The following is a 26,469-nucleotide window of genomic DNA, read 5'->3' as shown; positions in this document are numbered from 1 at the left end:
GCCGCTGCGCGCCCGCGCCCGCGTAGCCGGGCACGCCCCCGAACGCGCTCCCGGCCGCTCCCCCGGAGCCCCCAGAGCCGTCGGAGCCGTCGGAGCCGACCGGGCCGCCCGAGCCGTCGGGGCCGCGCGAGTCGTGGCGGGAGCCGGGGCCACCGGGGTCGGTGGTGTCGGTGGTGTCGGCGGAGCCGTACGGTCCCGGGTCGTACGGCTCGGCGCCGCCCTCGTACGCCGGCCGGTACGTGTCCCGGTAGCCGTACCCGGCCCCGTACGTCCCGTACGGCTGCTGCCCATACGTCTCGTACTGCGGTGTGCTCACGACGCTCCAGCTCACAGGTGGTCCACTGACAAGCCCCATGCGGATCGGCTTGCGAACCTAGCGGAGCGACCGTCACTCTCCAAAGCAGGCTGACTACTCTGTGTCGCGGCGGTGCCCCGAGCTGTCAGGCCCGGAACGCTTCGGTCGTTATCTGTCAGTAATCAAAGGCGCGTGCCGTGTTCGCCGAGACGGCCGCGGCCATGGCGTCCTCGTCGATGCCCCGCACCGCGGCCATCGCGCGCAGCGTGACCGGAATGAGATAGGGCGCGTTGGGCCGTCCGCGGTAGGGCGCCGGGGTGAGGAACGGGGCGTCGGTCTCGACGAGGACGAGCTCCAGCGGGGCGACGGCGAGCGCGTCGCGCAGCGGCTGGGCGTTCTTGAACGTGACGTTGCCCGCGAAGGACATGAAGTAGCCGTGCTCGGCGCAGACTTCGGCCATGGCCGCGTCGCCGGAGTAGCAGTGGAAGACGGTGCGCTCCGGGGCGCCCTCCTCCTTCAGGACGCGCAGCACGTCGTCGTGGGCCTCGCGGTCGTGGATGACGAGGGCCTTGCCGTGGCGCTTGGCGATCTCGATGTGGGCGCGGAAGGAGCGCTCCTGCGCGGCCATGCCCTCCGGGCCGGTGCGGAAGCGGTCGAGGCCGGTCTCGCCGACCGCCTTGACGTGCGGGAGCGCGGCCAGGCGGTCGATCTCGGCGAGAGCCTCGTCGAGCGCCCCCTCACCACCGGCCGGGCGCGCCCGTCGCCCAGCACCACCCTTGCCGGAGTCGCCGCGCGACGCCCCCTCCATGGTGTTCCCGTGCACGATGCGCGGTGCCTCGTTGGGATGCAGGGCCACCGCCGCGTGGACGGCGTCGTGCGCGGCGGCCGTCTCGGCGGCCCAGCGGGACCCGGCGACGTCGCAGCCGACCTGGACGACCGTGGTCACGCCGACCGCGGCGGCCCGGGCGAGGGCGTCCTCGACGGTGCCGGACTGCATGTCGAGGTGGGTGTGGGAGTCGGCGACCGGGACCCGCAGCGGGGCGGGCGCCGGGGGCGGCGTGGTGTCGGTGGGCATACCTCGATCGTACGAAGCCCCGCCGGGTGCGCGCCGGACGGGCCCGGCAGCCGGATGCGGCTGGTCGGATGCGGCCCGCGCGGGAGCGCCCGGACGCGCCCGGGCGCTCCCGCGCGGCGCGTCAGGCCGTCTTGTCCCCGTCGTCGTGGTGAGGGTGGTGGTGCCGGAACGGGTGCAGCAGGTCCGACAGGTGCCAGTGGTGCTGCCGGGGCGGCTCCGCCGGGGTGTCGGCGGAGTCGTCGCTCGCCGGGACCTTCGCGGCGGAGGGCGGGCGCCGCGTGTGCGGCTGCCGGTGCAGGGAGTCGAGGGCCGAGCGCACCGACGACACCTGGCCCGCCCGCATGATGCGGACCACGTGGCCCCCGCAGTTCAGGCAGGTCGGCCGGGTCAGCGGGGACGGCACGCGCTGCCCGCCCGCCAGGTACGTGACGAACTCCTGCCCCTTGCCGTCCACGTGGTGCTCGATGTCGTACGACTGCTCCCAGCCGTGCCCGCAGCGCATGCAGGCGAAGGCGTAGGACTCGTGGCCGACGTCGAGTGCCGTGGTGCGGTGACCGGTGTCTGCGATCTCACTCATGCGAGCTCCTCTTGTCCGCTGGACAAGCGCCGCGGGCCTTCGGTCCCTGCCCGGAACCGGGCCCGTGCGGCGTGGGACGGTTGCGCCCCCCGCAACCAGTGGACGCCTTTCCCGGAGCGGGCGCACCAGACCTGTCGAGTGTTGGGGCCGATTTGGCATTTCCATAGGAATTCGGCCTGTCGCGCGGCCCGCGCTTTTGCTTTTCACGATAGTCCTTTGCCCGCGGATGGGCTGCCCGGAGGAATGACCTCCGGGCTCGCCCACAGGCTGTGGACAACGGAGAAAGCGCAGGCGGCACGGTGGTGCACCGGTGTCGCAGGCCCCGGCGGGAGCGCCGCGGGGGCGGGTGCGGGGCTAGGCCCCGGGCGCGTGCTTCGCCGCGACCACGGCGTCGAAAACGCGCCGCTTCGGCACGCCCGTGTCGGCGGCCACGGCGGCGATGGCCTCCTTGCGCCGCTCGCCCGCCTCCTCGCGCGCCCGCACCCGGCGCACCAGTTCGCCGTCGTCGAGGTCGGCCGGGTCCCGCTCGGGCGCGCCCTCGACGACCACGGTGATCTCGCCGCGCACGCCGTCGGCCGCCCACGCGGCGAGCTCGGCGAGGGGGCCGCGGCGGACCTCCTCGTACGTCTTGGTCAGCTCGCGGCAGACGGCGGCGCGGCGCTCGGGCCCGAAGGCCTCGGCCATCGCGGCGAGCGCGTCGGCCAGGCGGTGCGGGGCCTCGAAGTAGACGAGGGTGCGCCGCTCCTCGGCGGCCTCGCGCAGCCGGGCGAGCCGCTCGCCCGCCTTGCGGGGCAGGAACCCCTCGAAGCAGAAGCGGTCCACGGGCAGCCCGGAGAGCGCGAGCGCGGTGAGGACGGCGGAGGGCCCGGGCACGGCCGTGACCCGCACGCCCCGCTCGACGGCGGCGGCGACCAGGCGGTAGCCGGGGTCGGACACCGAGGGCATGCCCGCGTCGGTGACGAGCAGCACCCGGGCGCCGCCGTCGAGGGCGTCGGCGAGCTCGGGCGTGCGCGCCGACTCGTTGCCCTCGAAGTACGACACCACGCGCCCGCCCACGCTCGCGCCGAGCGCCTGCGCGAGCCGCCGCAGCCTGCGGGTGTCCTCGGCGGCGACGATGTCGGCGCGCCCCAGTTCGGCGGCGAGCCGGGGCGGGGCGTCCGCCGGGTCGCCGATGGGCGTGCCCGCGAGCACGAGGGTGCCGATACCGTCGGTGGGGCCGCCGGGCACGCCGCCGGAGGCCGAGTCTGCGCTTCCTGTCACGGTTCCATCCTCGCAGGGGCAGGGCGCGGGACGGACACCGTCTGGTTCCCTACGATGGCGCGGTGACCAGTACCGCGTCTTCCCCGGACACCCGCGAGGGCCCGCCCGCCGAGGAGCAGCAGCCGTCGCCGTGGCACCGCAGGCTGCGGCGCTTCGGCTACACGGCACGGCCCGCAGCCGACGTCCGGGCGCGGCTCGTCCCGCCGTACGCCACGCCGGGTACGCGCCTGTGGGCGGCGCTCGGGGTGCCGCCGCGGGCCGCGGAGCGGGTGACGCGCTGGTCGGCCTGGGGCGGTCCGCTGCTGGTCGCGCTGGTGGCCGGGGTGCTGCGGTTCTGGAACCTGGGCAGCCCCAAGGCGGTGATATTCGACGAGACGTACTACGCCAAGGACGCCTGGGCGCTGATCCACCGCGGCTACGAGCTGAGCTGGCCGGACAAGGTCAACGACGCGGTCATCCAGCAGGGCGACTCCGTCGCGCTGCCGTCGGACGCGGCGTACGTCGTGCACCCGCCGGTGGGCAAGTACGTCATCGGCGTCGGCGAGTGGATGTTCGGTTTCGACCCGTTCGGCTGGCGGTTCATGACGGCGGTGCTCGGCACCCTTTCGGTCCTGATGCTGTGCCGGATCGGGCGGCGGCTGTTCCGCTCGACGTTCCTCGGCTGCGTCGCGGGCGCGCTGCTCGCCGTGGACGGGCTGCACTTCGTGATGAGCCGCACCGCGCTGCTCGACCAGGTGCTGATGTTCTTCGTGCTCGCCGCGTTCGGCTGCTTCCTGGTGGACCGGGACGCGGCGCGGGCCCGGCTGGCGGCGGCGCTGCCCCCGGACGCCGACGGGGTGGTGCGCCCGGACCCGGACGTCGCGGAGACGGTGCGCCTGGGGTGGCGGCCGTGGCGGTGGGCGGCGGGGCTCTGCCTCGGCCTCGCCTTCGGGACCAAGTGGAACGGGCTGTACATCATGGTGTTCTTCTGCCTGATGACGGTCCTGTGGGACGTGGGCGCGCGGCGCGTGGCCGGGGCGCGGCGGCCGTACGTCACGGTGCTCAAGCGGGACGTGCTGCCGGCGTTCGTGGCGACGGTGCCGGTGGCGCTCGCCACGTACGTGCTGTCGTGGCTCGGCTGGATCCTGTCGCCGGACGACGGCAGCGGCGGCTACTACCGCAACTGGGCGGCGACCGACGGCAAGGGCGGCAACTGGACGTGGCTGCCGGACTGGCTGCGCAGCCTGTGGCACTACGAGTACAAGGTGTACGACTTCCACGTCGGCCTGTCCTCGCCGCACACCTACCAGTCGAACCCGTGGAGCTGGATCGTCGACGGCCGCCCCGTCTCGTACTTCTACGAGTCGCCGCTGCCCGGCAAGGACGGCTGCCCGGCGGACACCAAGGAGAAGTGCGCGCGCGAGGTCCTCGCCCTCGGCACCCCGCTGCTGTGGTGGGCGGCGGCGGCCGCGCTGCTGTACGTGCTGTGGCGGTGGTTCTTCCGCAGGGACTGGCGGGCCGGGGCGATCGTGTGCGGGGTCGCGGCCGGCTACCTGCCGTGGTTCATGTACCAGGAGCGGACCATCTTCTACTTCTACGCCGTGGTCTTCGTGCCGTTCCTGTGCCTGGCCGTGGCGATGCTCGTGGGCGCGCTGGCCGGGCCGCCGGGGTCGAGCGAGCGGCGCCGCGTGGTGGGCGCGGCCGGCGCGGGCGTCCTGGTCCTGCTGATCTTCTGGAATTTCATCTACTTCTGGCCGATCTATACGGGACAAGCCATTCCGATTGACCAATGGCGTTCCCGTATGTGGCTGGATACCTGGGTCTGAGAGGTGTGCGGCGTTCCTTCCCCATAAAGTGTGCGCATTCCTGGGGAGGGAGCGCTTGATGCGCATCGGAGTGAGAACTGTCATCGTCGGTGGCGTGTTCGCGGCGATGGTGGGGGGCGCGGGATACGGCACGTACAACGTGGTGAACGCGCTGAACGACGACGGCGGCCCGGCCGCGGGGGCACCCGCCGCGAAGAGGAAGGGGCCGCCCGGCGCGGAGGAGGTCCGCGACACCGCGCGGGCGTTCCTCACCGCGTGGGCGGAGGGCGACGCGGACACGGCGGCCGCGTACACGAACGACCAGGAGACCGCCGCACGGGCCCTGACCGGCTTCCGCGAGGACGCGCACATCCGTGATGTGCGGCTGACGCGGGGGACGATCCGGGGCGCGCGCGTGCCGTTCTCGGTCCGTGCCACCGTGGCGTACGAGGGCCGGTCGGAACGCCTGGCGTACTCCTCGGAGTTCGAGGTCGTGCGCGGCCTGAGCACGGGGCGGCCGCTGGTCGACTGGCAGGCGTCCGTGGTGCATCCGCGACTGCACGAGGGCGAGAGCCTGGAGACGGGCGAGGCACCGGCCGCGCCCATCCGGGCCGTGGACCGCGACGGCCACGTCCTGACGGCGAAGGAGTACCCGTCGCTCGCGCCGGTACTGGCGAGGTTGCGGTCGTCGTACGGCCGGAAGGCGGGCGGCCGGCCGGGCGTGGAGCTGTACGTGCGGCGGCCCGCCGGCGGGGCCGGGGAGACGCTGCTCACCCTCGCCGAGGGCCGGGCGGGCACGCTGCGCACGACGCTCAGCGCGGCGGCGCAGCGGGCGGCCGAGGACGCGGTGGCCCGGCACCCCGAGTCGTCGGTGGTGGCGGTGAAGCCGAGCACCGGCGAGGTGCTCGCGGTCGCCAACCACCGCGAGGACGGCTTCGACGCGGCCTTCCAGGGCGAGCTCGCGCCCGGCTCGACCATGAAGATCGTGACGGCGGCGATGCTCATCGACAAGGGTGTCACCAAGGCGGGCGGCCCGGCGCCGTGTCCGGCGACGGCGACCTGGCAGAGCCAGACGTTCCACAACATCAAGGGCATGGCGCCGGACACGCGGGCCACGCTGGCGGACAGCTTCGCGCGCTCCTGCAACACGGCGTTCGTGAAGCTCGTCGACGAGGAGCCGCTCACCGACGCCTCGCTGGCCGAGACGGCGCGGGTCAACTTCGGCCTGGGCAGGGACAACTGGCGCGCCGGCATCCCCTCGGCGGACGGCTCGGTGCCCGCGTCCTCCGGGCCCGACCGGGCGGCGAACGCCATCGGCCAGGGCGAGGTGCAGCTCAACCCGCTGAACCTGGCGTCCGTGACGGCCACGGCGATGACGGGCTCCTTCCGCCAGCCCGTGCTCGTGCCGCGGTCCCTGATCGAGGGCGAGCTCGCGACGGCGCGCGGCCTGTCGCCCGGCACGGTCGCGCAGTTGCGCCAGATGATGCGGCGCACCGCCGTCGCCGGTACGGGCGCGCGGGCCATGGCGGGTCTCGGCCCGGACGTCGGCGCGAAGACCGGCTCGGCGGAGGTCGACGGCCAGGCCCGGCCCAATAGCTGGTTCACCGGCTACCGCGGGGACGTGGCGGCGGCCGCGGTGGCGCAGGAGGGCGGGCACGGCGGGGACACGGCGGGCCCGATCGTGGCGGCGGTGCTGCGGTCCGCGCGCTGACGGTCCGTGCCCGTCGAGTTGACAGAGCGTCAGTACGGGGGCCGACACGAGGTCGCCCGATCCGACGACACCGCGGTCCGCGCCCCGAGGAGGGGCCGCTAGGTTGGGCCATAGGTGAGACGAGGTGCGGCGGGGGCCGACGGGGAATCGCGGAGGGCTGGTTCGTGGGCAAGAGAAGACGCGTCGCCGAGCGCAAGAAGGTACGTCCGGGCGTGCTCGGCGGCGCGGCGGTGGCGGTCGTGTGCGGTGTGGGCTTCGCCGCCTACGCCCTGGCCGGGGAGTCCGGCGGCGGCACGGACGGCAAGCCGGTGCCGTCGGGCCCGCCGACGGCCGCCGAGGTGCGGACCACGGCGCGGGGGTTCCTCGCGGCCTGGGCGGCCGGTGACGTGGACCGGGCGGCCGCGCTGACCGACGACCGCGCGGCCGCCGAGGCGGCGCTGACGTCGTACCGGAAGGACGCCCACGTCACGAAGGTGCGCCTCACGCCCGGCACGCCAGCGGCGCCGAGGAGCCCGAAGGTGCCGTTCAAGGCCGCCGCCACGGTCTCGTACGAGGGAACGGGCAAGGGCCGCGCCGCGGTGCGCAAGTCCTACGCGTACGACTCGGCCCTGACCGTCGTGCGGCGCAAGGCCGACGGCCGGACGCTCGTCGCCTGGCGCCCGTCCGTCGTCCACCCGGAGCTGCGGCCCGGCGACCGGCTCGTCACCGGCGAGGCCGGCGATCCGCCGATCAAGGCCCTGGACCGCGAGGGCAACGCGCTGACCCCGGCCCGCTACCCCTCGCTCGGCACCGTCATCGACGGGCTGCGCGCCAAGTACGGCAAGAAGGCGGGCGGCACCGGCGGCATCGAGCTGCGGGTGGTCCGCAAGGACGCGCGGGACGCGGCGCGCACGAAGTCCAAGAGCGACGACGCGAAGGTCACGCCCGACAAGACGCTCCTGACGCTGGCCCCCGGCACCCCGGGTACGCTGCGCACGACGATCAGCCCGAAGGCGCAGGCGGTCGCCGAGCGGCAGACGGCCAAGCGGAAGCGGGCCTCGGTGGTGGTGGTCAAGCCGAGCACCGGCGAGATCCTGGCCGTCGCCAACTCCGAGCCCGGCGGCTTCAACACGGCTCTCCAGGGCTCCCTCGCCCCGGGCTCGACCATGAAGGTCATCACCGCCTCGATGCTCCTGGAGAAGAAGCTGGCGGCCGTGGACAAGAAGCACCCGTGTCCGAAGTACGAGACGTACGGCGGCTGGAAGTTCCAGAACGACAACAAGTTCCAGATCAAGAACGGCACGTTCCGGACAAGTTTCGGGCGCTCCTGCAACACCGCCTTCATCAGCCAGGCCGAGAAGCTCTCGAACGACGACCTGACGAACCAGGCCCGGGACGTCTTCGGCCTCGGCAACGACAACTGGTCGGTCGGCGTGCCGTCCTTCGACGGCGCGGTGCCCGTGCAGTCGCACGCGCAGATGGCGGCGTCCCTCATCGGCCAGGGCGGGGTGCGGATGAACCCGCTGAACATGGCGTCGGTGGCGGCCACGGTGAAGTCCGGCACGTTCCGCCAGCCGTACCTGGTCTCCCCCGACCTGGACAAGCGCAAGCTGGCGACGGCCGCGCGCCGGATGTCCCCCTCGACGCTCTCCGACCTGCGCGAGCTGATGCACCACACGGCGGTCGCGGGCACCGCGGCCAAGGCGATGTCGGGCCTCGGCCCCGACACCGGCGCGAAGACCGGCTCCGCCGAGGTCGACAACCAGAAGAAGCCCAACGGCTGGTTCACGGCCTACCGCGGGGACGTCGCCGCGGCAGCCGTCGTCCAGGCCGGCGGCCACGGCGGCGAAGCAGCGGGCCCGGTGGTCCGCGCGGTACTCCTCGCGGGGAGCTGAGCGGCTGCCGGACGCCCGACGACGGCGAGTCGAGGCGGTATCAGCCCGTCCGGCGTTTGAGGACGAGGCGCGGAGCGCCAATGCGGGAGAGAGGGGCGAAGCCCCAGACGAAAAGGCGGGGTCCAGGGGCGCCAGCCCCTGGTTCGGGGAAGGGGGCGGGTTCGGGGGCTATGCGGCAGCGGTGCGCAGGGCGCGGATCAGGGCCTGGGCCCGGGCGTCCGCCGTCACGCCGCGGCCCATCGCGTTCGTCACGTAGCCGAAGGCGATCCCCGACTCCGGGTCGGCGAAGCCGAGGGCGCCGCCCCGGCCGGGGTGGCCGAAGGAGCCCGGGGAGAGCATCGGCGCCGCGGGGCCGTGGAGCATGAAGCCGAGGCCGAAGCGGGTCGGGGTGACGAGGACCCGGTCGGGCCCGGCGGCGGCCTCGCCGCGGGCGAGCGCGACCGTCTCCGGGGTGAACAGGCGCGCCCCGCCCTCGACGTCCCCGATGAGGGCGGCGTAGAACCGCGCAAGACCGTCCGCCGTGGCGATGCCGTTGGAGGCGGGCAGGACCGCGGCGCGGTAGGCGGGGTCGTTCTCGTCGGGCCGCGGGTCGACGACGGCGAAGGCGCGCCGGGTCAGGGACGCGGGGTCGGCGTAGGCCGCGGCCACCTCCGGCTTGGGCCGCACGCGCGGGCCCCCGGCCGCGGCGGGCGCGTCGAGGCGCCCCAGCCGCCCGACCCGCCCGGCCTCGGCGTCCGGCAGGCCGACCCACAGGTCGAGCCCCAGCGGTCCGGCGATCTCGGCGGCGATCCAGTCGCCGATGGAGCGGCCGGTGACGCGCCGCACCAGCTCCCCGGTGAGCCAGCCGTAGGTGTGCGCGTGGTAGCCGTGGTCCGTGCCCGGCTCCCAGGCGGGCGCCTGCGCGGCGACGACCGCGGCCGCCAGGTCGGACGCGTACGCCTCGCAGGGGGTCAGGGGCTGGTCGAGGACCGGCACGCCTGCTTGGTGGGCGAGCACGTGCCGCACCAGCGCCCGCTCCTTGCCGCGCGCCTTGAACTCCGGCCAGTACGCCGCCACCGGCGCGTCCAGGTCGAGCCGGCCGCGCTGGTGCAGCAGGAGCAGCGCGGCGGCGGCCACGCCCTTGGTCGCCGAGCGGACGACCTGGGCGGTGCCGGGCTGCCAGGGCTCGGTGCCGTCGGCGTCCCTGGTGCCGCCGCGCAGGTCGACGACGCGCCGCCCGTCGCGGTACACGACGACCGCCGCGCCCCGCTCGCCGAGCGCGGTGAAACCGCGCAGGAAGGCGTCCCGCACCGGCTCGAAACCCGGGGCCACCGTGCCGTGCACCCCGGTCCCCGTCCCCACCTCTGCGTCAGCGTTCATGACCAGGCCAACAGCCGTGCACCGCCGAAGATTCCACTACCTCGCCACCCCCGCCGTCTTCGGATCGAAGCCGAAGGGCAGCTCCAGGCGGTGGCTCCGCAGCAGCTCCGCGTCGGCGAGGAGGTCGCCGGTGGCGCCGTCGGCCGCGATGACGCCGTCGCTGAGGATGAGTGCCCGCGGGCACAGTTCGAGCGCGTACGGCAGGTCGTGGGTGACCATGAGGACGGTGACGTCCAAGGCGCGCAGCACGTCGGCGAGTTCGCGGCGCGCGGCCGGGTCGAGGTTCGATGACGGCTCGTCCAGGACGAGGATCTCCGGCTCCGTCGCGAGGACCGTGGCCACCGCGACGCGGCGCCGCTGCCCGAAGGAGAGGTGGTGCGGCGGGCGGTCCGCGTACCGCTCCATGCCGACCCGGGCGAGCGCCTCGCGTACGCGCGCGTCGAGGGCGGGGCCGCGCAGTCCGGCCGCCTCCGGGCCGAAGGCGACGTCCTCGCGGACCGTGGGCATGAACAACTGGTCGTCCGGGTCCTGGAAGACGATGCCGACCTTGCGGCGGACCTCGGCCAGGTGCCCCGCGCCGACGGGCAGTCCGGCCACGGTGACGCTCCCGGCGCCCGGGGTGAGGATGCCGTTCAGGTGCAGCACGAGCGTCGTCTTGCCCGCGCCGTTCGGCCCGAGCAGGGCGACCCGCTCGCCGCGCCCGATCCGCAGGTCGACGCCGAACAGGGCCTGGTGGCCGTCGGGGTAGGCGTACGCGAGGCCCTCGACCTCCAGGGAGGCGGGCACGCCGGGGGCAGTGGTCACAGGGTCCATCCCAACAGGCAGACGGCGAGGGCGGTCGCCGGGAGCGTCAGCGCGTACGTCCACTGGGCGCGGGTCGCCGTCACCTCGTCGAGGACGGGCAGGGAGCCCGTGTACCCCCGGCTCACCATGGCCAGGTGGACCCGCTCGCCGCGCTCGTACGAGCGGATGAACAGCGCCCCCGCGGACTTGGCGAGGACGCCCCAGTGGCGGACGCCGCGCGCCTCGAAGCCGCGGGACGCGCGGGCGATCCGCATGCGGCGCATCTCGTCGGTGACGACGTCGCCGTAGCGGACCATGAAGGAGGCGATCTGCACGAGGAGCGGCGGGAGCCCGAGCCGCTGGAGGCCGAGGAGCAGGGCCCGCAGCTCCGTGGTGGCGGCCAGCAGCACGGAGGCGGCCACGCCCAGGGTGCCCTTGGCGAGCACGTTCCACGCGCCCCACAGGCCGCTCTCGCTCAGCGACAGGCCGAGGACGTGCGCGCGCTCGCCCTCGGCGACGAAGGGGAGCAGCAGCGCGAACCCCACGAAGGGCGCCTCGATCAGCAGCCTTCGCAGCAGGAAGGCGGCCGGTACGCGGGCCGCGTACGCCACCGCCGCGAGCAGCAGGGCGTACGCGGCGAACGCCCACACCGCCTCGCGCGGGGTGGAGACCACCACGACGACGAAGCCGAGGATGGCGGTGAGCTTCGCGTGCGGCGGCAGGGCGTGCACCGGCGAGGGGCCGTGCCGGTACAGGCGGTGAACGTGCCCCGCGCCCACGTCACACGCTCTCGGCACGCTCGGACGCCGGGGCGGGGCCGGGCGGGGAGGTTCCGGACTGGGCGGCTCCGGATGGGGCGGCGCCGGTCGGGGCCGGAGCGGAGGGGGTCGTACGGGATGAGGCCGGAGCGGACGGGGGCGGGGCGGACGAGCCCGGGGCGGGCGTGGTGGTGGCGGCCCCAGCAGGACCGGGAGCGGCCCCGGCACGACCGGGCACGGCCCCGGCAGAACCGGGCACGGCCCCGGCAGGATCAGCCACGGCCCCGGCAGAACCAGCCGCGGAAACCCTGCGTCTGCGGACCGTCCAGAGGACCGCGGTGCCCGCGGCGACGGTCGCGCCGACGCCGATGACGCCCGCGAGGCCGCCGGAGAGCCGGGCGTCGGCGATGTCGTCGACCCCGTAGTCCGCCAGGGGCGAGCCCCCCGTGGCGTGCTCCCGCTCCTTCGCGTCGAAGCCCTGGTCGGCGGCGACCTTCTCCAGGCCGTCGGGTTCCGAGGAGGCGTAGTACGACACGCATCCGGCGAGGACGAGGCTGATGACCAGGCCCGTGGCCCACAGCGCCCGGCGCGGGCGGGCGGGAGCCGGGGCGGCGGCCGGGGCGGGGGCGGGCGCGTCGACGAGTGCGCCGCCGACCCGCAGTTTGACGGGCGCGGTCAGGCCGCGGGCGCCGTGCACGAGGTCGGGCCGTACGGCGAGCACCGCGCCGACGGTGAGCGCGGTGATCGCGGCCTCGCCGATGCCGATGAGGACGTGGACGCCGACCATGGCCGTGGCCACCTTGCCGAAGGCCACGTCGGTGGTGCCGCCGACGGCGTACAGGAGCGTGAAGGCGGCGGCCGCGGCCGGGACGGAGACGAGGGCGGCGGTGAACGCGGCCGCGGTCGCCGGGCGGCGGCCCCGGGGCAGGACCTTCACCAGGCCCCGGAAGAGCGGGTGGGCGACGGCCGTGGTGACCACCGCCATGACCGTGATGTTCACGCCGAGGGCGGTCAGGCCGCCGTCGGCGAAGAGGACGGCCTGCAGGAGCAGGACGACGGTGAGGCACAGGACCCCGGTGAAGGGGCCCACGAGTATCGCCGCGAGGGCGCCGCCGAGGAGGTGGCCGCTGGTCCCGGCGGCGACGGGGAAGTTCAGCATCTGCACGGCGAAGACGAAGGCGGCGACGAGGCCCGCGAGCGGTGCCGCGCGCTCGTCCAGTTCCCGGCGGGCGGCGCGCAGGCTGACGGCGACGGCCGCGGCGGCGAGGGCACCGGCGGCGGCGGAGACGGGAGCGTTGATGAAGCCATCGGGGACATGCATGCGGGCGCTCCTGGAAAGACGCATGTCGTGAGCGTGGGGAGGCACTCACGCGCTGAGCGGAACGCTCCGAGCGGGACGCTCGTGAACCTTTCCATAGTGTGCGCTGTTGCGAAAAGGTCGCAAGAGCGCACAAGTATCGATACGCGCCCCCGAACACGCCCTGAACGGACCCCCACTCCCCTCCCTCCGCCCCCCACCCCGTCCGAAAATGCATACATATGGGACATTAGGGAGAGGGTGCCGCATGCGCGCGGGCCGGGACGACGAGGAGGACACACCCATGTCAGCGGTCGAGCAGGTCACCCGGGCCCATGTCGTCACCGACTCCCCCGACGACCACGTCGTCGTCCCCGTCGCCCTGCGCTACGACCCCGAGGCCGATCCGCGCTCGGTGCGGATCGGCCTGCCCGGCACGCCGGGCACGAGCGGTTCGGGGGCGGGCGACTGGGTGCTCGCCCGCGACGTGCTGGAGCGGGGGCTGCGCGCGCCCGCGACCAGCGGCGACGTCCGCATCTGGCCGTGCGGGCGGGTGCAGGCGGTGGTGGAGTTCCACACGGCGAAAGGCGTGGCGGTCGTGCAGTTCGACTCGGCCGCGCTGGTGCGCTTCCTGCGTCGTACGTACACGGCCGCCACGCCGGTCAGCCGCTGAGGGCGCGCGCCCGCGCGGCCCGCGCCCCAGGGGGTCAGACCTGGGCGCCCGTCGGCACCCGCTTGCCGTCGGTGCCGGACGCCGTGCCCGCCAGGTCCTTCAGGCCCTCGCCCTCGACGTCCACGTTCGGCAGCGCCCGGTCCAGCCAGCGCGGCAGGCTCCAGGCCCGGCGGCCGAGCAGGGCGAGCACCGCGGGGACGATCGCCATGCGGACGACGAAGGCGTCGAAGAAGACCGCGATCGCGAGGCCGAAGCCGATCATCTTGACCATCTGCTCGCTGGAGCCGATGAAGCCCGCGAACACGGCGATCATGATGACCGCGGCCGCCGTGACGACCCGCGCGCCGTGCCGGAAGCCGGTGACGATCGCCTCGTGCGGGCTCTCGCCGTGCACGTACGCCTCGCGCATGCGGGTCACGAGGAACACCTCGTAGTCCATCGCGAGCCCGAAGACCACGCCCACCATGAAGATCGGCATCATGCTCATGATCGGGCCGGTCTGCTCGACGCCGAACAGCGAGCCCAGCCAGCCCCACTGGAAGACCGCGACCACCGCGCCGAGCGCCGCGAGCACCGAGAGCAGGAAGCCGAGCGCGGCCTTGAGCGGGACCAGGACCGAGCGGAAGACGACGATCAGGAGCAGGAAGGCGAGGCCCACGACCAGGGCGAGGTAGGGCAGCAGCGCGTCGTTGAGCTTCTGCGAGACGTCGATGTTCATCGCCGTGGTGCCGGTGACCATGACGTCGGCGCCGCTGTCGGCCTTGATCGCGCCGGCCTCGTCGCGGATGGCGTGGACGAGGTCCTCGGTCGCGGTGCTGCTCGGCTTGGACGACGGTACGACACTGATGATCGCGGTGTCGCCCGCCTTGTTCGGCTGCGGCGGGGCCACGGCGAGCACGTCGTCGAGGCCGCTGATCCGCTTCCGCACGGCGGCCGCCGCGGCCTTGCCGTCGTCGGCGCCCTTGAGGTCGGTGACCACCATCAGCGGGCCGTTGTAGCCGGGGCCGAAGCCGTCCGCGATGAGGTCGTAGGCCTTGCGCTGGGTGGTGGAGGTGGGCTGCGCGCCGTCGTCGGGCAGGCCCAGTTCGAGCTGGGCGACCGGGACGGCGGCGGCGCCGAGGCCGAGGACGCCGAGCAGCAGGACGGCGACCGGGCGGCGGACCACGAAGCGGGCCCAGCGGGTGCCGAGGTTCGCCTTGGCCGGGGTGGCCTGCGGGGCCTGGGCGGGCGCGGCCTGCGCGGGCGCGGCCTTCTTGCGGCCGCCGCCGAAGAGCCTGCCCTTCTCGCCCGTGGGCTTGACCCTGCGGCCCGCGTACCCGAGCAGCGCCGGGATCATGGTGAGCGCGATCAAGACGGCGACGGCGACCGTGCCGGCCGCGGCGACGCCCATCTTGGTGAGCATCGGGATGTTGACGACCGCGAGGCCGACGAGCGCGATGACGACTGTCAGGCCGGCGAAGACGACGGCGGAGCCCGCCGTGCCGACGGCCCGGCCCGCCGCGTCCTCGCGGTCGCGGCCCTCGGCCAGCTCGGCGCGGTAGCGCGAGACGATGAACAGGGCGTAGTCGATGCCGACCGCGAGGCCGATCATCATGGCGAGCGTGGAGGTGGTCGTCCCCAGGTCCAGGGCGTTCGCCAGCGCGGTGATCGACGAGACGCCGATGCCGACGCCGATCAGCGCGGTGAGCAGCGGCAGCCCGGCCGCGACCAGCGAGCCGAAGGTGATGACGAGGACGACGGCGGCCACCGCGATGCCGATGATCTCCGTGGCGCCGGTGTGCGGCATGGCCTGGAGCGCGTCACCGCCGACCTCCACGGTCATGCCGCCCTTGCGGGCGTCGTCCGTGGTCTTCTCCAGGGCGTCCCGGCTGTCGTCGGTCAGCTCCATGGACGTGACCTCGTACGTCACCGAGGCGTACGCCGTGGTGCCGTCCTTGGAGACGGTCTTGGCCGCGAACGGGTCGGCGGCGCGCGCCACCTGGTCCGAGCCGGAGCCGAGCGCGGCGACGGTCTTGCTGATCGCGGCCTTGTTCTCCGGGTCCGTGACCTTCTCACCGTCGGGCGCCTTGAACACCACCCGGGCGCTGGCCCCGTCGGCGCTGGCTTCCGGGGCCCGCTTCTCCAGGAGGTCGAAGGCGCGCTGCGCCTCCGTGCCCGGTATGGAGAAGGAGCTGGACGCCGCGGTGGGCGCGGAGGCGGCGCCGACCCCGGCGAGGGTCAGCAGCGCCACCCAGATCAGGGCGACGAAGTGCCGTCGCCGGAAGGACAGTCGTCCGAGTTTGTAGAGGAACGTGGCCACGTGGAGGTACTCCCGGTCAGGTCGTGGGGTGGCTACAGGGCAGGGGGGATCGGCCCGACGACGTGAGCGGCTCGCGTCAGGTGGAAGGGGTGGACCGTGGGGGCTGGGTGCGTGCGCCGTGCGGGGGCGGGGTGAGGGGTGCCGCCGGAGCTCAGACGCCCAGGGCGGGGAGGATCGCGGCGTCGATGTACTTGGCGAGGAACGCCTGGTCGACCGCGCGGTCCTCGACGAGCTCCCGGGCGGCGAACCCGCCGATGAGCATGTGCACCACGTACTCCAGGGCCGGGTTGTCGGCGGCGATCTCACCGCGCTCGACCGCGCGGCGCAGCAGCGCGTTCAGGCCGGTGATCTCCGGCTCGACGAGCAACTGGCGCAGGGCCTGGTGGAGTTCGGGGTTGTCGTGGATGGCGTGGAACAGGCCCCGCATCAGCGCGTGGTCCTGCTCCATCTTGCAGTCGTCCTGCAGGGCCACCATCTCCATGAGGTCGCCGCGCAGCGAGCCGGTGTCGATGTCGGCCAAACACACCGGCTTGTTGTGCCGCAGCGCCCGCGCCACCAGCTCGGGCTTGCCGCCCCACTGGCGGTAGAGCGTGGCCTTGCTGGAACGGGTGCGGGCCGCGACGGCGTCCATGGTGAGGCTCTCGTACCCCACCTCCCGGAGCAGGTCGAGCACGGCCTCGTAGAGCTCGGCCTCACGCTCGGGCGTGATCCGGCTGCGCCGCGGGGGCGTTGCCACGTCGGCCATGACGACTCCTTTCCGGTTTGCGGGTGGTGCTCACTCTACGGGGACCCACTAGCGAAACGAAACGGTTTCGTACGTGTGCTCGCTCACACCAACGAAACGGTTCCGTACACCACGGTGTCCCGCTCGGCCTCTTACCCCGGCCCACCCGCCCCATGAGCCCGATCCGAAGCCCTCCCGCCGAGGGGTGCGCCCCGCCCCCTGCCTGGGCCCGCCTGCCGCCGCGAGCAGCACGGATCAAGGCGCCTTTTAAGATCTGCGCCATGGCGACTCGACTTGTACAGATCAATATGAAGGCCCAGGACGACTCCGCGCTCGGGCGGTTCTGGGCGGAGGCGCTCGGGTGGGGTGTCGACAGCGAGGGGCCCGGGGTCACCAACCTGGAGCCCGTGGGGTTCGCCTACCCCGACCCCGCGGCCGTCTGCGTCGACCTCGTCGCCCGCCCGGAGCCCAAGACGGTGAAGAACCGGGTGCACCTCGACCTGGCCACCACCTCGGCCGCGCACCAGGCGGAGCTGGTCGCCCGGTTGCGGGACCTCGGGGCGACGCCCGCCGACGTGGGCCAGGGCGACGTCCCCTGGACGGTCATGGCCGACCCGGAGGGCAACGAGTTCTGCGTCCTGGAGCCCCGCCCGGTCTACGGGGACACCGGACCGGTCGCCGCGGTGGTGGTCGACTGCGCCGACCCGCGCCGGATGGCCGAGTTCTGGGGCCGGGCGACGGACTGGACGGTGCACGAGGTCACCGACGAGCAGGCGAGCCTGCGCTCCGCCGCGGGCGTCGGCCCCTACCTGGAGTTCGTCCGCACCCCCGACACCAAGAGCGGGTGGAACCGCGTCCACCTCGACGTCGCCCCCTACACCGACGGCGACCTGGAGGCGGAGGAGGCCCGGCTGCGCGCCCTGGGCGCCACCGTCCCCGACTTCGACGGGTCCGCGATCCACTGGAAGGTCCTGGCCGACCCGGAAGGCAACGAGTTCTGCCTCCTGACGCCTCGCTGACGTCGCCGGTGGGTGAGGAGGTCTCGCTGACGTCGCCGGTGGGCGGGGGGCCTCGCTGACGTCGCCGGTGGGCGAGGGGGCCTCCTGCCGCCATCGGTGGGCGAGGGGGCCTCCTGCCGTCATCCGTGGGCGAGGGGCCCCGCCGGGAAAAGTTGCTGGGAGTCCGCCCCCGGCAAACCATGGTGTAGGTGACCCAGGCGTACCTCCGCTTCCCCCACCTCAGCGGCGACCGGCTGTGCTTCGTCGCCGAGGACGACCTCTGGGTGGCCCCCCTCGCCCCGGCCCCCGGGGACCGCGCCTGGCGGGTGACGGCCGACCGCACGAAGCTCGGCCACCCCCGGTTCGCCCCCGACGGCCGGCACATCGCGTACACGAGCTGGCGCAGCCTGGACCCGGAGATCCACCTCGCCCCGGTGGCCGGCGGGCCCGCGCGCCGCCTGACGTACTGGGGCTCCGCGGACACCCGGGTGTGCGGCTGGACGCCCGACGGGCACATCCTGGCCGTCTCCTCGCACGGCCAGCCCTTCTCGCACTTCTGCTGGGCCTACAGCGTGCCCACCGACGGCTCCCCCGGCGGCCAACTGCCCTGGGGCCCGGTGCACGACATCGCGGTCGCCGACCTCGACGGCGAGCGCAGGACGCTGCTGCTCACCGGGAAGCCGCCGCACGAACCCGCCGCCTGGAAGCGCTACCGGGGCGGCGCCACCGGACGCCTGTGGCTCCAGTGCGAGCGGCTCCTCGACGGCCTCGGCGGCCACCTGGACGCGCCGATGTTCGTGTCCGGCCGCATCGCGTTCCTCTCCGACCACGAGGGCGTCGGCAACCTGTACTCGTGCCGTCCCGACGGCACGGACCTGCGCCGCCACACCGACCACGACGCCTTCTACGCCCGGCACGCGGCCAGTGACGGCCACCGTGTGGTCTACCAGTGCGCGGGCGAGATCTGGCTCGTCGACGACCTGGCCCCGGACGCCGTGCCGCGCCGCGTGCCGGTGGCGCTCGGCGGCCCGCGCGCGGGACGGCGTACGTACCAGGTGCCCGCGGCCCACCACGTCGACGGCCTGTCCGTGGACACGACGGGACGGGCGAGCGCGGTCGTGGTCCGCGGCAGCCTGTACTGGCTGACCCACCGCGACGGCCCCGCCCGCACCATCGCCGACACGCCGGGCGTCCGCGTCCGGCTGCCCGAGATGCTCGGCACCGGCGGCCAGGTCGCGTACGTCACCGACGCCGAGGGCGAGGACGCCGTCGAGATCGCCTACCTCCCGCGGGCCAGCGGCGACCGCCCGCCGCGCAGGCTGGCCGCGGGGAAGCTGGGCCGGGTCCTGGAGCTGGTGTCGGACCCGGACGGCGAGCGGCTGGCGATCGCCTCGCACGACGGGCGGCTGCTCCTCGTCGACGCCGCCGCCGAGGAGGGCACGGGACCCGCTGAGGGCACGGGGCCCGGCGGTGAGGCGGAGGTCACCGAGCTCGTCCGGTCCCTGAACGGTCCCGTGCGCGACCTGGCGTTCTCCCCGGACGGCGCCTGGCTCACCTGGTCGCACCCGGGCGTCGGCCGCTCCCTGCGGCAGATCAAGCTGGCCCGTATCGAGGGCCCCGGGGCACGGACCGTCATCGACGTCACCGACGGCCGCTTCGAGGACGAGAACCCGGTGTTCACGCGCGACGGCCGCTACCTCGCGTTCCTGTCCTGGCGGGGCTTCGACCCGGTCTACGACGTGCACACCGGCGACCTGTCCTTCCCGCTGGGCAGCCGCCCCTACCTGGTACCGCTGTCCTCCGCGACGCCCTCGCCCTTCGCGCTCCTGCCCGACGGGCGGCCCGCCGCGGGCGGGCTCGACCCCGACGCGGCGGACGAGGCCGAGGCCGGGGACGGGCAGGTGACCGTGGAGGCGGAGGGCCTGGCGAGCCGGGTGACGCCGTTCCCCGTGGCGGCGTCCAAGTACTCGGCGCTGTACCCCGTCACCGGCGGCGGCCTGGTCTGGCTGCGCTGGCCCATCTCGGGCGCCCTCGGCGAGACCTTCGCCAACCCGGCCGACACCTCGGGCCGCCCCACTCTGGAGTACTTCAACATCGCCACGGCCAAGAAGTCCGAACTCGTCGACCACCTCGACTGGTTCGCGGTCAGCGGCGACGGCACCCGGCTCGTCGTCGTCGACGAGAACGACCTGCGGGCCGTGCCGTCCACCGAGTCCGGCGACGGCGACACCACCGTCTGGATGGACCTGCGCCGCATCCTGCACGAGGCCGACCCGGCCGCCGAGTGGCGCCAGTCCTTCGAGGAGGCGGGCCGGCTGATCCGCGCCTACTTCTGGGACCCGGGGATGTCGGGCATCGACTGGGACGCGGTCCTCGCCCAGTACCGGCCGCTGGTGGAGCGCGTCGCCTCCCCCGACGAGTTCGCCGACCTGCTGCGGGAGGTCCTCGGCGAGCTCGGCACCTCGCACGCGTACGTCACCGCCGCCCGCCGCAACGAGGGGCCCGCCCACTACCAGCGGGCCATCGGGCTGCTCGGCGCCAACCTCGTCCGCCGGGACGACGGCTGGACGGTCAAGCGCATCCTGCCCGGCGAGTCCTCCGACTCCAAGGCCCGCTCACCGCTGGCCGGTTCGGGCATCCGGGAGGGCGCCGTCCTCACCCACGTGGACGGCCGGCCCGTGGACCCGGTCACGGGCCCGTACCCGCTGCTCGGCGCGGCGGGCGGCACGACGGTGGAGCTGACCTTCCGGCCCGCGGAAGGCGAGGGCCGCTCCCGGCGCGTCGCCGTCGTCCCGCTCATCGACGAGCGCCCGCTCCGCTACCAGGACTGGGTGGCCAAACGCCGTGCCGTCGTACGGGAGTTGAGCGGCGGCGCGTGCGGGTACCTGCACATCCCCGACATGGGCGGGTCGGGGTGGGCGCAGTTCAACCGCGACCTGCGCCTGGAGGTGTCCCGGCCCGCGCTGATCGTCGACGTACGCGGCAACGCGGGCGGACACATCAGCGAGCTGGTCGTGGAGAAGCTGACGCGGAAGATCCTCGGGTGGGACCTCACGCGCGACGCGCAGCCCGTGTCGTACGCGTCCAGCGCGCCGCGGGGGCCCGTCGTCGCCCTCGCGGACGAGGCCACCTCCTCCGACGGCGACATGATCACGGCGGCGTTCAAGCTGCTCGGCCTCGGGCCCGTGGTGGGGCAGCGGACCTGGGGCGGGGTGGTGGGCATGACCGGGCGGCACACGCTCGGGGACGGCACGGTGATCACCGTGCCGATGAACGCGGGCTGGTTCGACGCGTACGGGTGGTCCGTGGAGAACCACGGCGTCGAGCCGGACATCGCGGTGCTGCGGACGCCGCTGGACTGGGCGGAGGGGCGGCACGTCCAGCTCGCCGACGCCGTCGCCGTGGCCCTGGAGTTGCTGGCCTCGCGGCCCGCGGCCTCCCCTCCGGGGTACGAGGGGGTGCCGGACCGGAGGCGTCCGGCTCTGCCGCCCCGGTCTTGACCTGGCCTTCGCCACCTGGCCTTGCCTGCCCGGCCCGGGCGCGCGGAGCGCCTTCCCGCCGTCGCGGGTTCCTTTCCCACCCGCCCACCCGTACCACCCCGGCCTTGCCCGTCCGGCCCCGGCGCGGAGCGCTTTCCCGCCGTCGTCCGGGAATCCCGGCCATGCCCCTCGGCCCCGGCGCGGAGCGCTCCCCGTCGTCGTCCGGCCGGGCCTCAGGCGCCCCGTGCCGACTCGTCCGCCGAGCCGCCCGCGCCCAGGAGGCCCAGTGACACCCCCGACAGCCTCGGCTCGAAGCGGCGCATCTCGCGTTGGCCCACCCCGGCGATGACGCCGGGCAGGTACGGCCTGAGGCCTTGGAGGCCGCGCAGCCACCACTGGCCGTACACGTGTGCCGAGCGGCGCTCGATGCCCGCCACGAGGCGGTCCACCGCCGGGCCCAGGGGGTAGGTCTTGTTCGACGGCCACGGCAGCCGCTGCCGCAGCTCCCGCATCACCTCGTCCTGGTCGGCGCCCCGCACCATGTCGGTGTCCGTCCAGGACAGGTAGCCGACGCCCACCTTCACGCCCTTGTACCCGACCTCGGCCCGCAGCGCGTGCGCGTACGCCTCCACGCCCGACTTGGACGCGCAGTACGCGGTCATCATCGGCGCGGGCGTGATCGCGGCGAGGGAGGCGATCTGGAGGAGGTAGCCCCGGCTCTCCGTGAGGACGGGCAGGAAGGCCCGCGCCGTCACCGCGCTGCCGATGAGGTTGACCTCGATGACGCGGCGCCAGGCCACGGGGTCCGAGCTCATGAAGGGGCCGCCGCTGGCCACGCCCGCGTTGGCGACCACGACGTCGACCTTGCCGAAGCGTTCCTTCACCTCACCGGCCACGCGGGTCATCGCCTCGTGGTCGGTGACGTCCGCGTACCAGGAGTCGCTGTCGGTGTGCAGCCGCGCGCCGACCGCCTTCAGCTCGTCCGGCTCCAGGCCCACGAGCGCCACCCGGGCGCCGCGCGCCGACAGCTTGCGGGCGAGGAGCTCCCCGACGCCGCGTGCCGCCCCGGTGACCACCGCGACCTGTCCGTCCAGGCTCACCCTGCCCATGCCGATCACACGCCTTCCCTGCGCCGTGGCCGCTCGGCCACCCGTCCGCCGTAGGTGTCGACGAGGCCCCTTATGGCCCGCGTCACCGCTTCCGGTGCCTCCACCGGTGTCATGTGTCCGATCCCCGCCAGCTCGGTGAGGCCCGCGCACCGCGGCAGCGCCCGGGCGAGCCGCCGCGCGTGCACGACGGGCGTCAGCCGGTCCACGGCCCCGGCGAGCACCGCCGTGGGCGCCGTCATGCCCGCTATGTCGGCGTCGAGCTGGAGTTCGTCCAGGACGCGGGCCCAGCGGTAGCGGGGCACGCGCGGGCAGGCGTGCACGATCCGCGCGCACACGTCGACGCGGTCGGGCGCCGAACCGGGGCCCATCGTCGCGTACTTGAGCAGGCGGCGGGCGAACGGCGTGACCGGGCCCATGGGCGCCCGCGCGCCGAGCACCCGCCGGGTCAGCCGGGTGCGCGCGGCGCCCGCCCGCAGCGGCACCACCGTCGACTCGGCGACCAGGTGCGAGCTGCCCGTGCTGCACAGCAGGGCCGCCGCCGTGTGCTCCCGCACCCCGGGCCGCCCGGCGGCCGCCATGAGTGTCATGCCGCCCATGGAGTGCCCGACGAGCACCGCCTTCTCGCCGGGCGCGAGCGTCGTGGCGAGCACGGCCTCCAGGTCGTCGGCGAGCGCCCGCGTGCTGTACCCGGCGGCCTCCACCGGCACCTGGCTGCGCCCGTGCCCGCGCTGGTCGTACGCGACGACGCGGCACGTCGCCGCCAGCGCCCGCACCTGCGCCGCCCAGAACGCGGTCGAGCAGGTCCAGCCGTGGATCAGGACGACGGCGGGCGCGCCGTCCGGGCCGTGCGTCTCGACGTGCAGGCGCGTGCCGTCGGCGGAGACCGCGGTCAGCTCGCGCGCGGCGGCAGGCGGCGCGAACGGCCCGTCCGCGGCCCGGCGGGCGCGGCCCTGGCTCCGGCCCCTCACGCCGTGACCTCCGCCTTCCGGCCGCTGCCGGGCGCGGTACGCCGCGCGGGCGGGCGCAGCACCTCGTACTCGTTGAGGTCCACGCGCCGGGTGGCGGCGCGGAACTCCGTGGTGGTGCCGGGCCAGATCGTGGTGTTGACGCCGTGGTCGTCCAGGTACCAGCTCGTGCAGCCGCCGGTGTTCCACACGGTGCGCTTCATGCGGTCCTGGACGCGGCGGGTCCAGGCGTTGACGGCGCTCGGCCGGGCGACGAGGGCGGCCCGGCCGCCGAGGACGTCGAGCTGGCGGAGGTAGTCGGCCAGGTAGTTCAACTGCGACTCGATCATGAGGATCATCGAGGAGTTGCCGAGGCCGGTGTTGGGGCCGATGACGGTGAGGAAGTTGGGGAAGCCCGCCGCGCTCGCGCCGCGCAGCGACTTCATGCCGTCCTTCCAGGTCTCCATGAGCGTCCGGCCGTCGTCGCCCACCACGCGGTCCGCGATCGGCATGTCCGTGACGTGGAAGCCGGTGCCGAAGATGATCGCGTCGACCTCCGCCTCGGTGCCGTCGGCGGCCACGGCGGTGGACCCGCGCACCTCGGCGAGCCCGCTCGCGACGACGTCCACGTGGGGCTGCGCGAGGGCGGGGTAGTAGCTGTTGGACAGCAGGATGCGCTTGCAGCCGATGCGGTACGTGGGCGTCAGCTTGGCGCGCAGGGCCGGGTCCTTGATGGCGCGGGCCATGTTGCGCCGGGCGAGGCTCTCGACGAGGCCGAGCTCGTTCGGGCGCTTGGTGAACGCCTGCACCTGGAGTTCGCGGATGCCCCACAGCAGGCCGCGGCGCGCGTACGTGGTGAACGGCAGTTGGCGGTGCAGCCAGCGCTCGACGCCGGTGATGGCCCGGTCGGCGCGCGGCAGCACCCACGGCGGTGTGCGCTGGAACAGCGTCAGGCGGCGTACGTCGCGCTGGATCTCCGGCACGATCTGGATCGCGGAGGCACCGGTGCCGACCATGGCGACGCGCTTGCCGCGCAGGTCGTAGCCGTGGTCCCAGCGCGCGGAGTGGAAGACCTTGCCGGGGAAGGACGTCAGGCCCGGGATGTCCGGCGTCCTGGGGTCGGACAGCGGGCCGGTGGCGGAGACGACGACGTCGGCGGTGAGGGCGCCCCGGCTGGTCTCCAGCTCCCACAGCAGCCGCTCGGTGTCCCAGCTCGCCCGCAGCACCTCGGTGTCCAGGCGGATGTGCGGGCGCAGCCGGAAGGTGTCGGCGACCCGCTCCAGGTACTCCCGGATGTGCTCCTGGCCGGAGAAGGCGCGCGGCCAGTCCGGGTTGGGCGCGAAGGAGAACGAGTACAGGTGGGACGGCACGTCGCAGGCGCAGCCGGGGTAGCTGTTGTCGCGCCAGGTGCCGCCCACGGCCCCGGCCCGCTCCAGGACCACGAAGTCCGTGACGCCCTCGCGGCGCAGCCGGACCGCGGCGCCGATGCCGCCGAACCCGGACCCGATCACCGCCACCCGGACGTGCTCGTGCGCCGCCGTCCCGCGCCGCCGTTCGCTCTCGGCCATGCCCCGCCTCCCGAAGTCACGACTCTGCCAGTAATCGCTGGCACAATCGGGAGCGTAGAGCAGGCGCGTACTGATGGGTAGGGGGCGAGGGGGGAAAGTTACCGTCGGTACGGATCCGGCCGACGCATAGGCTGTGGGGGTGGCGGAAGAAGTGGCGGACGCGGTGACCGACGGGACGGCAGGGACAGGCGGGACGAGCGGCTCGGGGGCCGAGGACGCCCGCGAGGGCGGAACCCCGGGGCGCGAATACCGCATGGAGGAGCTGGCCCGCGCGGCCGGGATCACCGTGCGCACCGTGCGCTTCTACCGCGAGCGCGGCCTCATCCCGCCGCCGCGCCGCGAGGGCCGCATCGCCTGGTACGACGACCACCACCTGGCGCGGCTGCGCACCATCGCCGCCCTGCTGGAACGCGGCCACACGCTCCAGGGCATCGCGGAGCTGGCCGAGGCCTTCGAGAAGGGGCGCGACGTCGCGGAGCTGCTCGGCATCGACGGCCCGTCGGAGGAGACCCCGGTCCGCCTCACCCCCGAGGAGCTGGCCGACCGCTTCGCGGGCGAGGTCACCCCGGAGAACCTGGCCGCCGCGATGGAGTTCGGCTACCTGGGCACGGACGGCGACGACATCGTGCACATCAGCCGCCGCCTGCTGGACGCCTCGGCCACGCTGGTCCGCAAGGGCGTGCCCCTGGTCGCCGTCATGGAGGCCGGGCAGCGCATCCGCGAGCACGCGGACGCGCTGGCCGAGCTGCTGCTCTCCTTCACCCTGGAGCACGCCGCCGAGCACCCGGAGCTGACCGTGGAGGAGCTGCGCCCGCTGGCCAAGAGCGTGGTCGAGGCGGAGCTGTCCCTGGCCCTGGACCGGCGCCTGCACCAGGCGTGACGCCGCCGCGCCCCGGCTGGGCCCGGCGGCTGCTCAGGGCCCCCCGGCCGGGTCCGGCGGCCGCTCAGGCCGGCAGCCACCAGCGGGCCTTGTAGATCCCGCCGCCGACCAGCCGGTACGCGCCCGCCGGCCGGTGCACGCTCACCCGCGTCGTCCACCAGGTCTCCTCCAGGCCGCTCTCCGGCACGGTGGAGAGGACCTGCCCGGTGCGCGGGTCGTTGCCCACGGCCTTCACCTTGGCCCGGTCGATCAGCTCGTGCCCGGCGTAGGTGCGATGGAACGCCCCGGTCCGTTTCTCGTACTGGAAGACGGACGCGTTGGTCGTCACCCACAGCCGCCCCGGGCGCCCCGCCACCGGGAACAGGTCATGGCCGCCCGCCGTCCTGCCGGGCACGGCCACCGGCAGCGGGGTGGCGAAGACCTGGTCGAGCGCGGGCCGTGCGGGCGTCCCGCGCACCCGGTAGGCGACCAGCTCGTCGTCGCCGACCGCCCACAGGACGCGGCGGGTGCGGTCCCAGTGCAGGCCGTGCGCGCCCTTCAGGCGGGCCTCGGCGTACCGCGCGGCGTCCGGCCCGGACGAGGCGGCGTACAGGCGCACCAGCGCGCCGGTGCTGCACGCGACCGCGACGTTGCCGTCGGGCAGCACCTCGGCGCTGTGCGGGTTGAACAGGTCGTCGCCGGGGCCGAGCGCGGCGCCCCAGTGACGGCGGCCCGACGGGTACTCCACCGCGGCCACGAACCCGTAGGACGCCGTCGTCAGGACCAGGGTCCGGCCCCGGTGCCGGCGCGGCTTGGCCTCGCAGGGGTAGACCCAGCTCTCCTCCGGCCGCAGGTCCGCCCAGCGCGGGTCGCCCAGCGGCGAGAACGCCCAGCGCACCACGGACGGGTCGGCCGCCGGGTCCCACTCCCTGCGCCGCGGGTCCAGGACGAGCAGGCGCCTGCTGGCCTGCTCGGTCACCAGGACGGGCGGGGTGCCCTGCGGCACGCCGCCCACGCCGCCACCGCGCGCGGCCCCGGCGAGC

The 26,469-nt window shown here is 74.5% G+C and carries 19 protein-coding genes and 2 pseudogenes; 7 read left to right on the top strand and 14 right to left on the bottom strand.

Going from position 1 to position 26,469, the window contains the following annotated elements:
• The 4 genes and pseudogenes from IE330_RS29310 to rsmI all read right to left on the bottom strand — a co-directional run.
• A pseudogene (locus IE330_RS29310) lies at positions 1–316 on the bottom strand (hypothetical protein); the annotation flags it as partial.
• A gap of 154 nt (positions 317–470) precedes the next feature.
• Positions 471–1,370 (bottom strand): TatD family hydrolase, encoded by a 900-nt coding sequence (locus IE330_RS29305; protein ID WP_190139170.1) that lies wholly within the window; start codon positions 1,368–1,370, stop codon positions 471–473.
• A gap of 121 nt (positions 1,371–1,491) precedes the next feature.
• On the bottom strand, positions 1,492–1,947 hold the full coding sequence (locus tag IE330_RS29300; RefSeq protein ID WP_190139169.1) for a hypothetical protein: 456 nt from the start codon (positions 1,945–1,947) through the stop codon (positions 1,492–1,494).
• 354 nt (positions 1,948–2,301) lie between these two features.
• Positions 2,302–3,207, bottom strand: coding sequence for a 16S rRNA (cytidine(1402)-2'-O)-methyltransferase (gene rsmI / locus IE330_RS29295; RefSeq protein WP_190139168.1), 906 nt, complete (start codon positions 3,205–3,207; stop codon positions 2,302–2,304).
• A 62-nt stretch (positions 3,208–3,269) separates the two neighbouring features.
• Between rsmI and IE330_RS29290 the strand changes: the two genes are divergently transcribed.
• From IE330_RS29290 to IE330_RS29280, 3 genes are all read left to right on the top strand, one after another.
• Positions 3,270–5,012: a dolichyl-phosphate-mannose--protein mannosyltransferase gene (locus tag IE330_RS29290; protein WP_190139167.1), complete on the top strand. Its 1,743-nt coding sequence runs from the start codon at positions 3,270–3,272 to the stop codon at positions 5,010–5,012.
• A 58-nt stretch (positions 5,013–5,070) separates the two neighbouring features.
• On the top strand, positions 5,071–6,702 hold the full coding sequence (locus IE330_RS29285; protein WP_190139166.1) for a penicillin-binding transpeptidase domain-containing protein: 1,632 nt from the start codon (positions 5,071–5,073) through the stop codon (positions 6,700–6,702).
• A 164-nt stretch (positions 6,703–6,866) separates the two neighbouring features.
• Positions 6,867–8,576: a penicillin-binding transpeptidase domain-containing protein gene (locus IE330_RS29280; RefSeq protein WP_190139165.1), complete on the top strand. Its 1,710-nt coding sequence runs from the start codon at positions 6,867–6,869 to the stop codon at positions 8,574–8,576.
• A gap of 168 nt (positions 8,577–8,744) precedes the next feature.
• On the opposite strand, the gene IE330_RS29275 is transcribed toward IE330_RS29280, so the two are convergent.
• From IE330_RS29275 to IE330_RS29260, 4 genes and pseudogenes are all read right to left on the bottom strand, one after another.
• A complete protein-coding gene (locus tag IE330_RS29275) occupies positions 8,745–9,935 on the bottom strand; it encodes a serine hydrolase domain-containing protein (protein ID WP_190139164.1) in 1,191 nt (396 codons plus the stop codon).
• Between the two features lie 36 nt (positions 9,936–9,971).
• A complete protein-coding gene (locus IE330_RS29270; protein ID WP_190139163.1) occupies positions 9,972–10,748 on the bottom strand; it encodes an energy-coupling factor ABC transporter ATP-binding protein in 777 nt (258 codons plus the stop codon).
• Entirely contained in the window at positions 10,736–11,497 is a 762-nt protein-coding gene (gene cbiQ / locus IE330_RS29265; RefSeq protein WP_190139162.1) for a cobalt ECF transporter T component CbiQ, read from the bottom strand. Before cbiQ ends, IE330_RS29270 begins: the two co-directional genes overlap by 13 nt.
• A 265-nt stretch (positions 11,498–11,762) precedes the next feature.
• Positions 11,763–12,797, bottom strand: a pseudogene (locus IE330_RS29260) (energy-coupling factor ABC transporter permease); the annotation flags it as partial.
• 280 nt (positions 12,798–13,077) lie between these two features.
• Here IE330_RS29260 and IE330_RS29255 point away from each other — a divergent pair.
• On the top strand, positions 13,078–13,446 hold the full coding sequence (locus tag IE330_RS29255) for an SsgA family sporulation/cell division regulator (protein ID WP_190139161.1): 369 nt from the start codon (positions 13,078–13,080) through the stop codon (positions 13,444–13,446).
• Between the two features lie 34 nt (positions 13,447–13,480).
• Here the strand turns inward: IE330_RS29255 and IE330_RS29250 are convergent, their stop codons facing one another.
• Positions 13,481–15,745, bottom strand: coding sequence for an MMPL family transporter (locus tag IE330_RS29250; RefSeq protein WP_190139160.1), 2,265 nt, complete (start codon positions 15,743–15,745; stop codon positions 13,481–13,483).
• Positions 15,746–15,896: 151 nt separating this feature from the next.
• Positions 15,897–16,490 carry a TetR/AcrR family transcriptional regulator gene (locus tag IE330_RS29245; protein WP_190139159.1) on the bottom strand — a complete coding sequence of 198 codons (594 nt, stop codon included), beginning with the start codon at positions 16,488–16,490 and terminating at the stop codon, positions 15,897–15,899.
• 260 nt (positions 16,491–16,750) lie between these two features.
• Here IE330_RS29245 and IE330_RS29240 point away from each other — a divergent pair, with 260 nt between their 5' ends.
• Positions 16,751–17,488, top strand: coding sequence for a VOC family protein (locus IE330_RS29240; protein WP_190139158.1), 738 nt, complete (start codon positions 16,751–16,753; stop codon positions 17,486–17,488).
• 188 nt (positions 17,489–17,676) lie between these two features.
• Positions 17,677–20,967 carry a S41 family peptidase gene (locus tag IE330_RS29235; RefSeq protein WP_190139157.1) on the top strand — a complete coding sequence of 1,097 codons (3,291 nt, stop codon included), beginning with the start codon at positions 17,677–17,679 and terminating at the stop codon, positions 20,965–20,967.
• A gap of 212 nt (positions 20,968–21,179) precedes the next feature.
• Here IE330_RS29235 and IE330_RS29230 read toward each other — a convergent pair whose 3' ends face one another.
• The 3 genes from IE330_RS29230 to IE330_RS29220 are packed head-to-tail and all read right to left on the bottom strand — an operon-like array spanning position 21,180 to position 24,567.
• Positions 21,180–22,055, bottom strand: a complete 876-nt coding sequence (locus IE330_RS29230) for an SDR family oxidoreductase (protein ID WP_190139156.1) — start codon at positions 22,053–22,055, stop codon at positions 21,180–21,182.
• Between the two features lie 5 nt (positions 22,056–22,060).
• Positions 22,061–23,023: an alpha/beta fold hydrolase gene (locus IE330_RS29225; RefSeq protein ID WP_190139155.1), complete on the bottom strand. Its 963-nt coding sequence runs from the start codon at positions 23,021–23,023 to the stop codon at positions 22,061–22,063.
• Positions 23,020–24,567: a flavin-containing monooxygenase gene (locus IE330_RS29220; protein ID WP_190139154.1), complete on the bottom strand. Its 1,548-nt coding sequence runs from the start codon at positions 24,565–24,567 to the stop codon at positions 23,020–23,022. The genes IE330_RS29225 and IE330_RS29220 overlap by 4 nt, the downstream gene beginning before the upstream one ends.
• Before the next feature lie 253 nt (positions 24,568–24,820).
• Between IE330_RS29220 and IE330_RS29215 the strand changes: the two genes are divergently transcribed.
• On the top strand, positions 24,821–25,447 hold the full coding sequence (locus IE330_RS29215; protein WP_190139171.1) for a MerR family transcriptional regulator: 627 nt from the start codon (positions 24,821–24,823) through the stop codon (positions 25,445–25,447).
• 64 nt (positions 25,448–25,511) lie between these two features.
• Here the strand turns inward: IE330_RS29215 and IE330_RS29210 are convergent.
• Positions 25,512–26,469, bottom strand: a 958-nt coding sequence (locus IE330_RS29210; RefSeq protein ID WP_190139153.1) for a DUF6528 family protein, incomplete at its 5' end; no start/stop codon positions are given.

The sequence above is a fragment of the Streptomyces longispororuber genome (assembly GCF_014656095.1).
GTDB classification, from domain to species: Bacteria; Actinomycetota; Actinomycetes; order Streptomycetales; family Streptomycetaceae; genus Streptomyces; species Streptomyces longispororuber.
This window is presented reverse-complemented; position numbering and strand designations above follow the sequence as displayed.